At 63.7% G+C, this 15,088-nt stretch carries 12 protein-coding genes; 4 read left to right on the top strand and 8 right to left on the bottom strand.

Annotated features, from left to right (window positions below; translation table 11 throughout):
• Positions 1–4: 4 nt before the first annotated feature.
• Positions 5–418: a YXWGXW repeat-containing protein gene (locus ACWFUC_RS18870; protein WP_371925459.1), complete on the top strand. Its 414-nt coding sequence runs from the start codon at positions 5–7 to the stop codon at positions 416–418.
• Between the two features lie 103 nt (positions 419–521).
• Here ACWFUC_RS18870 and ACWFUC_RS18865 read toward each other — a convergent pair whose 3' ends face one another.
• From ACWFUC_RS18865 to ACWFUC_RS18845, 5 genes are all read right to left on the bottom strand, one after another.
• Positions 522–677 (bottom strand): hypothetical protein, encoded by a 156-nt coding sequence (locus tag ACWFUC_RS18865; RefSeq protein ID WP_166675069.1) that lies wholly within the window; start codon positions 675–677, stop codon positions 522–524.
• A 63-nt stretch (positions 678–740) separates the two neighbouring features.
• On the bottom strand, positions 741–1,871 hold the full coding sequence (locus tag ACWFUC_RS18860; RefSeq protein ID WP_489622994.1) for a CE1 family esterase: 1,131 nt from the start codon (positions 1,869–1,871) through the stop codon (positions 741–743).
• Between the two features lie 110 nt (positions 1,872–1,981).
• Positions 1,982–2,689 (bottom strand): glutathione S-transferase N-terminal domain-containing protein, encoded by a 708-nt coding sequence (locus ACWFUC_RS18855; RefSeq protein ID WP_039787184.1) that lies wholly within the window; start codon positions 2,687–2,689, stop codon positions 1,982–1,984.
• 12 nt (positions 2,690–2,701) lie between these two features.
• Positions 2,702–5,806, bottom strand: a complete 3,105-nt coding sequence (locus ACWFUC_RS18850; RefSeq protein ID WP_489622993.1) for a bifunctional diguanylate cyclase/phosphodiesterase — start codon at positions 5,804–5,806, stop codon at positions 2,702–2,704.
• Entirely contained in the window at positions 5,803–6,582 is a 780-nt protein-coding gene (locus ACWFUC_RS18845; protein WP_240733717.1) for a substrate-binding periplasmic protein, read from the bottom strand. The genes ACWFUC_RS18850 and ACWFUC_RS18845 overlap by 4 nt, the downstream gene beginning before the upstream one ends.
• Positions 6,583–6,797: 215 nt before the next feature.
• On the opposite strand from ACWFUC_RS18845, the gene ACWFUC_RS18840 reads away from it, so the two are divergent.
• Complete coding sequence (locus ACWFUC_RS18840; protein ID WP_489622992.1) at positions 6,798–7,046, top strand: hypothetical protein; 249 nt, start codon at positions 6,798–6,800, stop codon at positions 7,044–7,046.
• Between the two features lie 66 nt (positions 7,047–7,112).
• Here the strand turns inward: ACWFUC_RS18840 and ACWFUC_RS18835 are convergent, their stop codons facing one another.
• Entirely contained in the window at positions 7,113–7,898 is a 786-nt protein-coding gene (locus tag ACWFUC_RS18835) for an SDR family NAD(P)-dependent oxidoreductase (protein ID WP_489622991.1), read from the bottom strand.
• Between the two features lie 142 nt (positions 7,899–8,040).
• On the opposite strand from ACWFUC_RS18835, the gene ACWFUC_RS18830 reads away from it, so the two are divergent.
• On the top strand, positions 8,041–8,964 hold the full coding sequence (locus tag ACWFUC_RS18830; protein ID WP_489622990.1) for a LysR family transcriptional regulator: 924 nt from the start codon (positions 8,041–8,043) through the stop codon (positions 8,962–8,964).
• Positions 8,965–8,973: 9 nt separating this feature from the next.
• Here the strand turns inward: ACWFUC_RS18830 and ACWFUC_RS18825 are convergent, their stop codons facing one another.
• Both ACWFUC_RS18825 and ACWFUC_RS18820 read right to left on the bottom strand, forming a co-directional pair.
• A complete protein-coding gene (locus ACWFUC_RS18825) occupies positions 8,974–9,864 on the bottom strand; it encodes a PhzF family phenazine biosynthesis protein (protein WP_489637258.1) in 891 nt (296 codons plus the stop codon).
• A 92-nt stretch (positions 9,865–9,956) separates the two neighbouring features.
• Positions 9,957–10,877 carry a GGDEF domain-containing protein gene (locus ACWFUC_RS18820; RefSeq protein WP_134136537.1) on the bottom strand — a complete coding sequence of 307 codons (921 nt, stop codon included), beginning with the start codon at positions 10,875–10,877 and terminating at the stop codon, positions 9,957–9,959.
• Positions 10,878–11,440: 563 nt separating this feature from the next.
• On the opposite strand from ACWFUC_RS18820, the gene ACWFUC_RS18815 reads away from it, so the two are divergent.
• Complete coding sequence (locus ACWFUC_RS18815) at positions 11,441–15,031, top strand: indolepyruvate ferredoxin oxidoreductase family protein (RefSeq protein ID WP_489625564.1); 3,591 nt, start codon at positions 11,441–11,443, stop codon at positions 15,029–15,031.
• Positions 15,032–15,088: the final 57 nt, after the last annotated feature.

Below are 15,088 nucleotides of genomic sequence, written 5' to 3'. Positions count from 1 at the left end.
TATGATGAAAAAAATAATATTCGCCAGCCTCATCGCGCTGGGCGCGTCGGCAGCGGTGCTGCCGGTTGCCCAAGCGCAAGTCTCCGTGAACATCAACATCGGCGCACCGCCGCCGCCGCGCGCTGAACCGCTGCCACCCCCGCGCCATGGCTATGTCTGGGCGCCCGGCTTCTGGGATTGGGATGGCTACCGCCACATCTGGCGCGAAGGCCACTGGGTGCGCGAGCGTCCCGGCTACGTCTATGCGCAGCCGGTCTGGCGCCAGGGACCGCGCGGCTGGGAACTGGATCGCGGTGGCTGGCGCGGTGGTCCGCCGCCGGGAAGGGGTCCGCGTCATGATGATGGCGATGACGACCACCGTGGTCCGGGACGCGGGCGCGACTGCCCGCCGGGCCATGCGCGCAAGGGTGAGTGCTGAAGCTCGCCGGTTTTGATTTGAATTGAAGTGATGAAACGAAACGGCCGCAACGTGAAGACGTTGCGGCCGTTGTCGTTGGCGGGTTGCGCTGAGGCGGACGGGATCAGATCTTTTCCATCAGCGCCGAGACCGCAAAGGAAACGATGCCCGCCGTAATGCAGATGACCGCCAGGCGGTAGTGCGGAATCAGCTTGCCGATCCACGGCAGCAGGAAATACAGGACGATGGCGATCAGGATGCTGGTCAGGAGTCTTTTCATTGTCTTGGCGGGAGGGTTGAACGCTGGGGCCTATGATAGTGCGGTTTGACCTGCGATGGCGCATCAGCCGGGCGACAGGCCCTTCATGCCGGGCCGTGTCGGTGCCGGGGCAGCCGGCACAGGAGGCTTGGCCGGAGCAGCGCCCGTCGGCGTGACCGTGGTCGCAGGCGCGGCGGCGGGCAGCGGCGTTGCTCCCGGTGGCAGGTTTTCATCGACCTGCTCGTTCTGGCGGCCACCGCCGTGGGCATTGAAGAAGTTGATGACGGTGCGCGAGGTATCGAGGTTCTGCGAAGACTTGCCGCCATTGACGATGGGCACTACGCCACCCGGCCAGGCATGGCCGCCCCCCTTGACCTCGTAGAGCACCACGGCCTGCGGGTCGCTCTTGCTGGCATAGGTGTACTGGCGGATGGTGGTGCCATCGTTGGCGGTATCGGGAATGTCAGTGACCGTCGGGCGCGGGTTGGCACCATCGGCCTTGACGAAGGCTTCGATGCTGCGCGCCACCGAGATGCGCGGCAACTGCGAGACTTCCTGCTTGCCGATGCCGCCCAGGAAGGGAATGAAGGGATCATCGCTGCCATGGATGTGCAGCAGCGGCATGGGGGCTTTGACGGCCTCGGGCGGCACATCCAGCACCGCGCTGACCACCGCCACTGCCTTGAACAGTTCAGGCGCTTCGGCGGCCATGCGATAGGCCATCATGCCGCCATTGGACACGCCCACCAGGTAGATGCGCTGCGGATCGGCCAGCCCATCCTTGACCAGCTTGTCGATCAGGGCGCGGAGGAAGGCCACATCATCCACCTTGTGCATCTGCGCGTAACCGCAGCATCCGCCGGAATTCCAGGTACGGGCGTCGATGGCCAGCCCGGTGCCGTTGGGGTAAACGATCATGTAGCCCGCCGCCTCGGCAATCTCGGTCAGTCCGGTAGCGCGCGCCATCAGCGAGCCGCTGGAACCGCTGGCGTGCAGTGCGACGATCAGCGGCTGCGGTTCACCGACGGCATTGCGTTCGGAAAAATAGGCGCGTGAGAGATTGCCGACGCGGATCGTCTTCAAGGAAAGATCGATCGCCTGTGCCGGCAGGCTGGCCAGCAGCGGCTGTGCGCACAGTGCGCACAGCGCTGCCAGCAAGTGGCGGCGCAAGCGGCGGGCGCGATCAGGTGGGCGAGACGGAAAGCGGTTCGTCATGGCAGGCAGGATGCGGTCGCGGGAATGGACGCCATGTTAACGTGCAGGCCACGGTGGCGCAAAGCGATTTACACCCTGCGCCCCGGACCTGGCCATCAACGCGGGGCGGGTCAACCGCGCGCCGGGATGTTGAGACCGCGCACCACGGCCGGACGGGCCACGAAGGCTTCCAGCGCACGGGCCACATGGGGGAAGTCCTGGAAGCCGACCAGCTCGGCCGCTTCGTAGAAGCCGATCAGATTGCGGATCCACGGGAAGGTGGCGATATCGGCGATGGAATACGCATCGCCAGCCAGCCACTGGCTCTGGCTCAGGCGCTTGTCCATCACGCCCAGCAGGCGTTTGGATTCGTTGACGTAGCGGTCGCGCGGACGCTTGTCTTCGTATTCCTTGCCGGCAAAGCGGTGGAAGAAGCCGAGCTGGCCGAACATCGGACCGACGCCGCCCATCTGGAACATCACCCACTGGATCACCTGATAGCGCGCAGCGGGATCGGCCGGCAGGAACTGGCCGGTCTTCTCGGCCAGATAGAGCAGGATGGCGCCCGATTCGAACAGCGGCAGCGGCGCACCATTGGGACCGTTGGGGTCGATGATGGCGGGGATCTTGTTGTTCGGATTGAGCGACAGGAATTCCGGCGACAGCTGGTCATTGGTCTCGAAGCTGACCAGGTGAGCCTCGTAGGGCAGGCCGGTTTCTTCCAGCATGATCGAGACCTTCACGCCATTGGGCGTGGGCAGCGAATACAGCTGGATGCGGTCGGGATGTTGCGCCGGCCATTTTTGATTGATGGCGAAGGCGGACAAAGCGTGACTCATGAGATCGGACTCCTAGGCAACGGATATGTGGAGATCGCGGTCCTGAGCGAATTTTTCGAAGGCCTCGACCGTCACCGGCCGGCAGAAGTAGTAGCCCTGGTAGGCATGGCAGCCGGCATCGGCCAGGAAGGAGCGCTGGGCATCGGTTTCCACGCCCTCGGCGATCACCCCCAGTCCCAGGCTCTGGGCCAGGTTGACGATGGTCTTGGCTATCGAGGCGTCGTTGGGATCGATCAGGACATCGCGCACGAAAGACTGGTCGATTTTAAGCTGATTCAGCGGCAGCCGCTTGAGGTAGGACAGCGAGGAGTAACCGGTACCGAAATCGTCCAGCGAAAACTCCACGCCGTAAGCCTTCAAGGCAAACATCTTCTGGATGATGTCTTCGACGTTGTCCACCAGCAGGCTCTCGGTCAGCTCCAGTTTCAGGCGGCGCGGATTGGCACCGGTACGGTCGATGATGTCCAGTACGGTCTGCACGAAATCATGCTCGCGCAATTGCGGCGCGCTGACGTTCACGGCGATGCTGAGCTCGGCCATGCGCGGCCGCTTGGCCCAGGTGGCCAGCTGCGTGCAGGCGGTCTCCAGCACCCAGTTGCCCAGTGACAGGATCAGCCCGGTTTCTTCGGCCAGCGGAATGAAGTCGCCCGGTGGCACCATGCCGCGCTGCGGATGCTGCCAGCGCACCAGCACTTCGGCACCCGTGACGCGGCCGCCTTCGACCACCTGCGGCTGGTAATGCAGCAGCAGCTGGTTGCCCTCGATGGCCTTGCGCAGGCCGGCTTCCAGCGTGGCGCGTTCCAGCACGGCCGTCTGCATGGCGGGATCGAAGAAGCGCAGCGCATTGCGGCCGGTTTCCTTGGCCTTGTACATGGCCAGGTCGGCCTGCTTCATGAGCTCATCCACCGAGGCCGCACGGCCCAGGAAGACGGTGGCGCCGATGCTGGCGGTGGTGCGGTATTCCACCTCGTCGAGCTGGTAGGTTTGGCCCAGTGCTGCCAGGATTTTCTCGCCGATGGTGCGGGTCTGGGTCGCGGCTTCCTGCTGGGTGTCGTTGAGCCCCTCCAGCACCACCACGAATTCGTCACCCCCCACGCGTGCCACCGTATCGTTTTCACGGACATTGGCCAGCAGGCGCTGCGCCACCTGTTTCAACAGGGTGTCGCCCTTTTCGTGGCCGACCGTGTCGTTGAGCGTCTTGAAGTGATCCAGGTCGATGAACAGCAGCGCACCGCAGGTGCGCGTACGCAGCGACAGCGCGATGGCTTGCTTGAGGCGGTCCAGCAGCAGGGTGCGGTTGGGCAGGCGGGTGAGAGCATCGAAGAAGGCCAGTTCGCGGATGCGCTCCTCGGCCAGTTTGCGGTCACTGATGTCGTGATGCGTGCTGACGTAGTGGGTGACCTGGTTGTCCTTGTTCTTGACGGCGGAGATGGTCAGCCATTCGGGGTAGACCTCGCCGTTCTTGCGGCGGTCCCAGATTTCGCCCTGCCACTTGCCGAAGCGCCGGACACTCTCGCGCATCTCCTGGAAGAAGGCCGGCCCGTGGCGGTCCGAGCGCAGCAGGTTGGGGTGCTTGCCGACGATTTCCTCGGCGGTATAGCCGGTGATCTCCGTGAAGGCCTTGTTCACGCGCAGGATCTTGCTGTTGGCGTCGGTGATGAGCATGCCTTCGCGCGAATCGAAGGCCACCGCCGAGATGCGCAGTTCGGCTTCAATCTGCTTGCGGTCGGTGATGTCGCGCGCGCTGGTGCGGAAGCCCGTGAAGCTGCCCTGGGCATCGGCAATCGGGGCCGACGACAGCGAGAGCCAGAACACCGTGCCATCCTTGCGTACGCAGCGGAATTCCACGTCTTCGCGCTTCTGGCCATCCATGCAGCGCGCCAGTTCGGCGCGGATGCGGCGCTCGTCATCCGGATGGACGATGCTGCCGATGAAGTCCGGCATGGAGAGGCATTCCTCCACGGTATAGCCGGTGTAGTCGCGCACCGCGTGATTGATCCAGCGCGGACGGCCATCCAGGCCCCACCAGACTTCCCAGTTGACGGTGCAATCGGCGATGGCGCGGAACTGCTCTTCGCTGGCGCGCAGCTCGACGGTCATCTTCTGCGCCAGGCGTACCGCGCGCTTGCGGCTGGACATCATGAGCCAGGCCAGCAGCGCCAGCGTAACGCTCATGGCGATGCCGGTGACGGCGATGAGCTGCTCGGCATTGCGCCCGAACTGGGCGGTGAAGGCATCGGTGGTGCTCATGGAGAGCGTCCAGTTGTGGTTGGCCACCACCAGGTATTCATCGGCCTGCAGGCGCGGGCGATGCATCGGTCCGCTGGCCAGCGGCGATTGGTAGAGCAGGGCTTGCGCTTCCTGGGTCACGCCGTCATAGAGGGTGAAGGCAATGGTGCGGCTGTTTTCGCCATACAGGCTGGCGATCACGTCGCTCATGCGAAAAACGGCATGCACCCAGCCGATCAGGCTGGCGCGGCGCTCGGCAATGGTGGACTGCGGTTTGCTGCGCTCGTACAGCGGCAGGTACATCATGAAGGCGGGTGCTGCCGGCCCTTCATTACTCAGTTCAATCTTGCCGGAGACGGTCGCCATGCCGGAGTCGCGCGCCTTTTCCATGGCGGCGCGCCGCACCGGATCGGCCCACTGGTCATTGCCGAAGGCGATGCGGTTGCGGCCTACATAGGGCTCGCGCAGGATGGTCGGGGCATAGGCAGTGCGGCTGCCGCTCGGACGGATCTTGTAATCGGCCACACCCTGGCGCGCCATGCGGGCCAGATGCGCGTCGAGCTGCGCAGCCGGTACCCATTCTTCGATGGCGATGGCCTGGATACCGGAGAAATTGGCGTCCAGGTTGAGCGCGTCAACGTAATCGCGGAACTGGTTGCGGTCGATGTTGCCGGTGGCCGAGATCAGGCCCTGCACCCCATGCAGCATCTGTTCGTAGGACGCCATGCGCTGCTCGATGCGGCTGACCGTCTCGCGCAGCACTGAGGCGAACTGCGTGTGGACTTCCTTGGCGGCGGCTTCGCGCTCGTGGTCCCATGCGGTCCAGGTGACGCCCAATCCTGTGGCCAGGATGATGACGGGGAGCAGGATCTGGCGTATCCAGTTCACGGCTTGCTCTGGAATTCGACCATGGCTGCCGCCAGTTCAGGATTGAAGTACTTGCGGAAGATGCGCAGCACCGTGCCGTCTGCCAGCATGCCGTTGACCAGGGCGCGCCACTTGTCCAGCTCGGCCGGCGCAAGCGCCTTGCGCGACATGATCAGACCGTGCGGTACGGAAGGATCCTCGAAGCTGATGATGGTGGTGGCCTCGCGAATGCGTTTCTCTTCCACGACCGGGTAATCGAAGGGCTCCATGATCATGCCCTGGATGCGGTTCTGCAGCAGCGCTTCATAAAGCGGTTCCAGGCCACCGGCCAGGGTAACGCGATTGGCAGCCGTAAGCTGGTCCACCATGCGGTTGGCATTGCTGCTGTAGCGGAAGCCGCGGATGACGCCGAGCTGGAAACGATCATTGCGCGCGACGTCGGCCAGCTGAGTGATGCCGGCATCCTTGCGCACCAGCAGGTAGTACTTGTTGCTGAAGTACCAGGCGAAGGCGGCGAACTTGTCGCGTTCCGGATTGGTAATGCCGGACAGGCTGAAATCGAGTGCCCCCGATTCGATCAGCTGCCAGATGCGCGCACGCGACATCAGGCTGACATTGACCTTGCAGCCGCTGCGGCGGATCAGCTCATCGGCGAAATCCTTGTCGATGCCGGTATCGGTGGCCGCCGAGTAGAGCAGGCCGTGATCGTGCAGCGCCAGCGTATAGGGACGCGAGCAATCGGGACCGGCAGCGTGGGAAGGGGAACAAGCCAGCAGGGCAGTGAAAAGTGTGGCCACATTCGCACAGGCACGCACTGCGCGATTGCGAAAGAGTCGACTGAAAATACTGCCCCCTATGTAGACGCCACCCTATGGACGAAGCAATACGAGCGTGGCGCGAACTTCGCGATCTCGCGCCCGACGCACTGCCGTGTCGTCCTTCCCTGAAATCACCGCATGAGAGCGGTGTCCTGTCCTGTAGTTTTGACTCTGCCGTCCGTGGAGACGGTGGTGTGATCACCAGCTCTGCTGACATGCTGGAGACGCCAGCAGAAACGGCACTGCACCAAATGCCGAGCGATGTTACCCGAGCAGATTCCATTGCGCAACAGAATGCATCCGCCGCTGCTGCGGCAGGCTGGATGCGGCCGCGCGCCATGTGCACGGGAGTGCAGAAAGGCATGGATGAGCTGACAGGAAAGCCGGGTGTCATGCACAAAAAAACCGGAGTTTCCGCCATGGAAACACCGGTCTGTCTGTGAGGATTTCGGGAGATCACGATGTCTGATGTCGGGATGACAGGGACATCGCTTGAAGCATTGTTCCGTTCAGATGAACATGCCGCCCGAGACCTCTACGCGCTGGGCGTTGATCCAGCCATTGTTCTCACGCAGCAGTGAAGCGATTGCCGCGCCGATGTCATCCGGCACGCCGACCCGGCCCAGCGCGGTCTGGCCGGCGATGAAAGCGTTCAGTTCGGCATTGTCACGTACGCGGCCACCGCCGAAATCGGTCTCGATGGCGCCCGGTGCCACGGTGTTGACGGCGATGCCACGCGCGCCGAATTCCTTGGCCATGTAGCGCGTCATCACTTCCACGCCGCCCTTCATGGCGGCATAGGCCGCATAGCCCGGCAGGGTGAAGCGGGCCAGCCCGCTGGAAATGTTGATGATGCGGCCACCATCGGCCAGCAGCGGCAGGAGCGCCTGGGTCAGGAAGAACGGCCCCTTGAGATGCACCTTGTAGAGCGCATCGAAGTCCGCTTCGCTGGTCTCTGCGATCGGGCCATAGATGCCCATGCCGCCGTTGTTGACCAGATAGTTGAATTGGCGGACCTGCCACACCCGGTACAGTGCATCGGACACTTGTTGTGCGAAGGCCGGCACACTTGCGCTGTCGGCCAAGTCCAGTTGCAGGGCCACCGCCGGTACACCCAGGGCTTCGATTTCTGACACCGTGGCATCGGCAGCAGTACGGTTGCCGACATATGTCAGGAGGATACCCACGCCTTCGCGGGCCAGGTGCAGGGCGGCGTTCTTGCCCAGGCCGCGGCTGCCGCCGGTGATCAGGGCGATGCGGGGAGTAGTGTTGCTGGAAGCGGTTGCTGCGTTCATGTGAGGCTCCTGAAGTCGTTGAGGAAAGCAATGCAGGGGATGTTGCAAGACCACGGAGCCCAGTATATTGAGAAGAAATTCCAGAATAAATTTCGGATTTACTATTAGACTTTTCAGAATTGAATAATAATCAGGCGGGCACATGAACCAGTTGGACACCCTCAAGATCTTCCAGCGCGTGGCCGAACTGGCCAGTTTCAGCGGTGCGGCGCGCCAGCTCGGCCTGCCCAATGCCAGCGTCTCGCTGGCGGTGCAGCAGCTGGAACAGATGCTGGGCACGCGCCTGCTCCAGCGCACCACGCGGCGCGTGCAGCTGACCGCCGATGGCGAAGCCTTCTACCGGCGCAGCCAGGAGTTGCTGGATGAATTCGAATCCCTGCGCGGCATGTTCCGCGCGGGCGGGCAGCCCTTGAGCGGCAAGCTACGGGTCGACATGTCCAGTGCCATGGCGCGTGAAGTGGTGCTGCCGGCCTTGCCGACTTTTTTGGCGCAGCATCCGCAACTGGAGATCGAGCTGTCAGCCAGCGATCGTCGTGTCGATCTGGTGGCTGAAGGATTTGATTGCGTGCTGCGTACCGGCACGCTGGACGATTCCTCGCTGGTGGCGCGGCCCATCGGCCATCTGGTGCAGATCAACTGCGCCAGCGCGGCCTACCTGAAACGGCACGGCACACCGCGCACCCTGGAGGATCTGGCCCATCACCAACTGGTGCACTACCGCCAGGTGCTGGGCGGACGTTCACCGGGATGGGAGTGGTTCGACGGCACCCAGACCCGTATGCTGCCCATGGCCGGCAGCGTCACGGTCAACAGTACGGAGACCTATTACGCCGCTTGCCAGGCCGGCCTGGGCCTGATCCAGCTGCCGCTGGTGGGCGCGCAGAAACGCAAGATGCTCGACGGCGGCAAGCTGGTGGAAGTGTTGCCGCAATATCGTCCGGCGCCCATGCCGATCAACCTGCTTTACGCCAGCCGGCGCCATGTACCGGCACGGCTGGCGGAGTTCATGGACTGGCTGCATGCGCTGATCTTTCCGCTCACGCAGGAGGGCGGCCTCACACGCTGAGCTGCCCGCTCAGGCCAGCATGGTCTGTCCGGCCGGATCGATGGTGACCGTGCCGCGTCCGATCTCGATGACGCGTCCGCCGACCTGGATTGCCCCATCCGCATTGACGGTCAGGCGCAGCCGCGAGGGTAGATCGACCGCCGCGCCCTGGTCGATGGCGTAGTGGGCGGGCAGGGTGGCACCGGTGGCAATGAGCCAGCCGCCCAGATTGGCGCAGGCCGAGCCGGTGCCCGGATCTTCGGCCACTCCGCCGCCTTGCTTGGTGAAGAAATAGCGGGCCAGCACCTGGCCTGGTGCGTCTTCATCGAAGGCGAACACATAGGCCGTCTTGCGTCCCAGACTGCTCACCGGCCAGCGCTCCAGCAGCCCGCTGTCGGGCCGGGCACGGCGCACCGCTGCGGGCGAACGCAGGGGGATCAGGAACTGGTCGGCGCCGGTATCGACCCAGATCGGATCGGCTGCCAGGTCGCTTTCCTCCAGCGCCAGCAGGGCGGCCACTTCGGCACGCGAAAGCGGCGATGGCGCGGTGCGCGGGCCGCCGGGGCAGGGGGCGGTGAAGGTCCAGACATCCCCTTGGGCATGCACCGGAACCACGCCGGCCTTGAACTCCAGGCGCAGCGCGTCACCCGTTCCCAGCAGATCACGCACCACCTGCGCCGTGCCCAGCGTGGGATGGCCCGCGAAGGGCATCTCGTAGCCGGTGGTGAAGATGCGCACCCGCGCATCGGCCACCGCCGAGGGCAGGATGAAGGTGGTTTCCGAGAGATTGAATTGCAGGGCCAGCGCCAGCATGGTGGCCTCATCCAGGCCGCGTGCATCCTCGAACACGCACAGGGGATTGCCGCCGAAGGTGGATTCGGCGAAGACGTTGAGCAGGCGATAGGCGTAGGTGGCAGGCATGGAGGTCTCGCAGCAGGTTCATAAAACTTCCGCATCGGCAGAAGCAGGAAGGCCGATTGTAGCCACGGCCTTCACTGCGAGACAGGTACAGTTCAGTCTCCTACGCCAATACAGTCACGGCCCAACTGTTTGGCGCGATACAGGCGGCGGTCGGCCTGTTCCAGGAAGGCGATGCGCTGGTCCATCGGCGAAGGCACGATGGTGGTCACGCCCTGGCTGATGGTGACGTGGGTCGAGATCTGCGACTTGGCGTGCGGGATGGCGGCCTCGTTGATGATCGCGCGGCAGCGCTGGGCCACTTGCAGGGCGGCCTTCTCGTCGCAATCCGGCAGGATCAGCACGAATTCCTCGCCGCCATAGCGGGCAAAGAAATCGCGGCTGCGGGTCGCGCTCTGGCTCAGCAGCTGGGCTACTTGCCTGAGGCACTCGTCCCCCCGGATGTGGCCGTAATGGTCGTTGTACTGCTTGAAGTAATCGATGTCGAGCATGATCATCGACAGCGGCGCACGCGTGTTGACCGCATTGGCCCATTCCACTTCCAGCGCCGAATCGAACATGCGGCGATTGGCCACGTTGGTCAGGCCGTCGCGATAGGACAGCGCCTCCAGTTCCTTTTGCAGCTCGACCAGGCGCGCTTCGGTCTTCTTGCGTTCGGTGATGTCGAACATGAAGCCGATCAGCGCATTGGGGCTGCCATCGGGATTGCGCACCACGTGCACCACATCGCGGATCCAGATGTGCTCACCATCGCGGGTCAGGGCGCGGTAGTCGGCTTCGTGATCGGCACCGGCCTTGGATTGCGAGATGCAGAAGTTGACCACGGCCTCGCGGTCTTCCGCATGGATGCGCATGGCCCAGTCATCGGCCGTCTTCCAGCTCTCCGGGGTCCAGCCCAGCAGCTGTTCGATCTGCGGGCCGATGTAGGCGAATTGCATGGTGCTCCAGTCGATCTTCCAGGGAATCGCCTTGGTTGATTCCAGCAGGGTTTTGTAGACGGCGCTGTCGGGTTCCATCTGTTCTTGGATCGAGTTGCTCATGATTCCTGGTCGCGAGGTGGTGGTAACGGAGTTGTTGTCGGGAAATGCTGCCACAAGGCAGCACAAAAAATTTGCCGGCAAGCATAACGCGTCTTGCTGTCAGGACGATGAAAAAATGCGCTCAAGCGTGCAGCTGTCCACTCAAGTTTCTGCAGGGCAATCGCCGGAAGTCGACGCGCGCCATGTGTGCAGGGCTATCGTTTTTCCTTATACCCCTATCCTCATTCGGTATTTCCGCCTTCCCCGCTCCTGCGGATAGACTTCAGTCACAGCAGTTTTCGAGACGGAGATTGTTGTGTGGACCGCTACCACGGTCGATGTGTCTGGCAGTGATGTGCCGTACCCGGTGCAGTAATGGCAGACGCTATCTGAAACAAAAATTTTGGAGACAAGCAATGCAATTTCGTTCGGCAGCTGAGCCTGCCGCAGCGGCGACGCCAACCGTAGAAGGCGTTCGCGACTGCGCACAGGCTGTGACCCCAGTGAGCGCTCACTCGCCGGTCCTCGACCAGACACCCGGCACCCCCGCGACGGACGGCTTGCATACCGTCACCGCACACTTGACTGACCGGACAGGTAACCGTACCGGACCAGTTTCAGACACTTCCGGACTGGCCCCTGTCAGTCTGGACGACAAATACACCGCCACCGAAGGTGCCATCTACCTCTCCGGCATCCAGGCGTTGGTGCGTCTGCCGATGCTGCAGCAGATCCGCGACCGTGCGGCGGGCCTGAATACGGCCGGTTTCATTTCGGGCTATCGCGGCTCGCCCCTGGGCGGACTGGATGAAGCCCTCTGGCATGCCCAGGCGCACCTGGCCGCGCACCGCGTGAAGTTCCAGCCGGGCGTGAACGAAGACATGGCTGCTACTGCCGTCTGGGGCACGCAGCAGGTCAGGCTGATCGGCCCGTCCGACTATGACGGCGTCTATGCCATGTGGTATGGCAAGGGCCCCGGCGTGGACCGCTGCGGCGATGTGCTCAAGCACATGAACCACGCCGGCACCTCCGCCCAGGGCGGCGTGCTGCTGGTGGCCGGGGACGATCATGGGGCCTATTCGTCGACCCTGCCGCACCAGTCCGACCACATCTTCTCGGCATCGATGATTCCGATGCTCTATCCCTGCAACGTGCAGGAATACCTGGACCTGGGCCTGCATGGCTGGGCCATGTCGCGTTATTCCGGTTGCGTAGTGGGCTTCAAGGCGCTGGCCGACACGGTGGAATCGAGCGCTTCGGTGGATGCCGATCCTTTCCGCGTCGACATCCGTCTGCCGACCGATTTCGTCATGCCTGCGGGCGGACTCAATGCACGGCTGTCGACCGATACCCTGGGCGTACAGGCGCGCAAGCAGGAAGCGCTGATGCAGGATTACAAGATCTACGCCGCGCTGGCCTACGCCCGCGCCAACCGGCTCAACCGCGTGATGATCGACAGCCCCCGTGCGCGGCTGGGCATCATCGCCTCGGGCAAGTCCTATCTCGATGTGCTGGAAGCTTTATCGGAACTGGGCATCGATGAAGCCTTCGCAGCCGAGATCGGATTGCGGCTGTTCAAGGTCTCCATGCCCTGGCCGCTGGAGCCGGATGGCGTGCGCGAATTCGCGCAGGGCCTCGATGAAATCCTGGTGGTGGAAGAAAAGCGCCAGATGGTGGAGTACCAGTTGAAGGAGCAACTTTACAACTGGCGCGACGATGTCCGTCCGCGCGTGATCGGCAAGTTCGACGAGAAGGGCGAATGGGTGGCTCCGCGCGGCGAATGGCTGCTGACTTCCAAGGCCGATTTCTCTGTGGCGCAGATCGCCCGCGTGATCGCCGCACGCATTGCGCGCTTCCATACCAGTGACCTGATCAAGGCGCGCTTGGCCTTCCTCGATGCCAAGGATGCGGTGCTGACCAAGGCCGTCAACACGCCGCCGCGCCCGGCTTACTATTGCTCGGGCTGTCCGCACAACACCTCCACGCGCGTCCCCGAGGGCAGCTTCGCGCTGGCCGGGATCGGCTGTCACGTCATGGCCACCGCCATCTATCCGGAATTCAACAAGCTGACCACCCACATGGGCGGCGAGGGTGCGCCCTGGATCGGGCAAGCGCCCTTCTCCAAAGTGCCGCACGTATTTGCCAACCTGGGCGATGGCACCTATTTCCATTCGGGTTATCTCGCCATTCGCGCCGCCGTGGCCGCGCGGGTCAACATGACCTACAAGATCCTGTACAACGATGCCGTGGCCATGACCGGAGGACAGCCGGTGGACGGGACAGTCTCGGTGCCGATGATCGCGCAGCAGATGGCCGCTGAAGGCGTGCAGCGCATCGCGCTGGTGTCGGAGGACATCAGCCGTTACACCGGCCGCAACGGTTTGCCGGCGGCGGTGAGCCTGCATGACCGCAAGGAGATGGATGCCGTGCAGCGCGAGCTGCGCGAGATTCCGGGGGTGAGCGTCATCATCTACGACCAGACCTGCGCCGCCGAAAAGCGCCGCCGCCGCAAGAAGGGAGAATTCCCTGACCCCAACGAACGGCTCTTCATCAATGCGGCCGTGTGCGAGGGTTGCGGCGATTGCGGCGTGCAGTCCAACTGCACTTCGATCCTGCCGCTGGAGACGGAGCTGGGCCGCAAGCGCGTCATCGACCAGTCTTCCTGCAACAAGGATTACTCCTGCGTGAAGGGCTTCTGCCCCAGCTTCGTCACCGTGACCGGCGGGCAGTTGAAGAAGTCGCGCACCGGCGTCCACAAGAAAGGCGCGACTGACGATTTCGGCGCGCTGCCCGAACCGGCCATCCCGTCTTGCGAGACGCCGTTCAACATCCTCATCAACGGCATCGGCGGTACCGGGGTCATCACCATCGGCGCACTCATGGGCATGGCCGCGCATCTGGAAGGCAAGGGCGCGTCGGTGCTGGACATGACCGGCATGTCGCAGAAGAACGGTTCCGTGACCTCGCACGTGCGCATCGCTGCACGGCGCGACACCATCCGCGCGCAGCGCATCGCCACCGGGGAAGCTGACCTGGTGCTGGGTTGCGACATGCTCACGGCGGGCGCTTTCGATGCCATTTCCAAGATGCGCCCCGGCCGGACGCGGGCGGTGGTCAACCTGCACCAGCAGCCGCCGGGCCAGTTCGCCAAAAATCCTGACTGGCAATTTCCGTTCGAGGAGGTCAAGGCGCTGATCCTGGAATCGGTCGACCAGCAGGCCGACTTCATCGATGCCACACGCCTGGCCACGGCCCTGATGGGCGACGCCATCGCCACCAATCTCTTCATGCTGGGCTATGCCTGGCAGCGCGGTGAACTGCCCTTGAGCGAGGCCGCGCTGCTGCGTGCGATTGAACTCAATGGCGTGGCGGTCCAAGCCAACCAGACCGCTTTCCGCTGGGGCCGCCGTGCCGCAGTCGACCTGCGCCGCGTGGAGCAGATTGCGGTGCTGGCCCAGCCGGTGGTGGTACACCTGCCGCAGTCGCTGGACCAACTGATCAAGCGCCGGGTGGCCTTGCTGACCGGGTATCAGGATGCCTCCTACGCCGCCCAATTCGCCGAAGTGGTTGCGGCCGTGCGTGCCGCCGAAGCGCCGCTGGGGAGCGACAAGCTGACCCTGGCCGTCGTCCGCAGCCTCTCGCGCCTGATGGCTTACAAGGATGAATACGAGGTGGCGCGGCTCTACACCAACGGCCAGTTCCAGAAGGACCTGGCGCAGCAGTTCGAGGGCGATTTCACCCTCAGCTTCAACCTGGCACCGCCGATCTTCGCGCGCAAGGATGGGCAAGGGCGATTGGTGAAAGCGCGCTATGGCAGCTGGATGATGACGGCCTTCAAGCTGCTGGCGCGCTGCAAGGGGCTGCGCGGCGGTGTCTTCGATTTCTTCGGGCGTACCGCAGAACGGCGCATGGAGCGTGCGCTCATCGTGCAATATCGCCAGATGGTGCTGCAGTTGCTGCCCGCGTTGACGGCGGACAACCTGGCCGAGGCCATCGCCCTGGCGCAGTTGCCGGAACAGGTGCGCGGCTTCGGTCATGTCAAGGAGCAGGCGGTACAGGCCATGCAGGGGCGGCAGGCGGAATTGCTGGCAGCGTTTGCGCAGGCAGGCAAGAAGCCTGCCGCCCCGAGTGCAACGCCGGCCGCAGCCTGACCGGCCCTGACCGCTTCGGCATCGAGATCGGCCAATGTCGCGCCGGTGACAACTGTC

The sequence above is a fragment of the Herbaspirillum sp. Her4 genome, assembly GCF_057961335.1.
The sequence above is the reverse complement of the archived record's forward strand: the minus strand, read 5'-3'. Positions and strand labels throughout refer to the sequence as shown.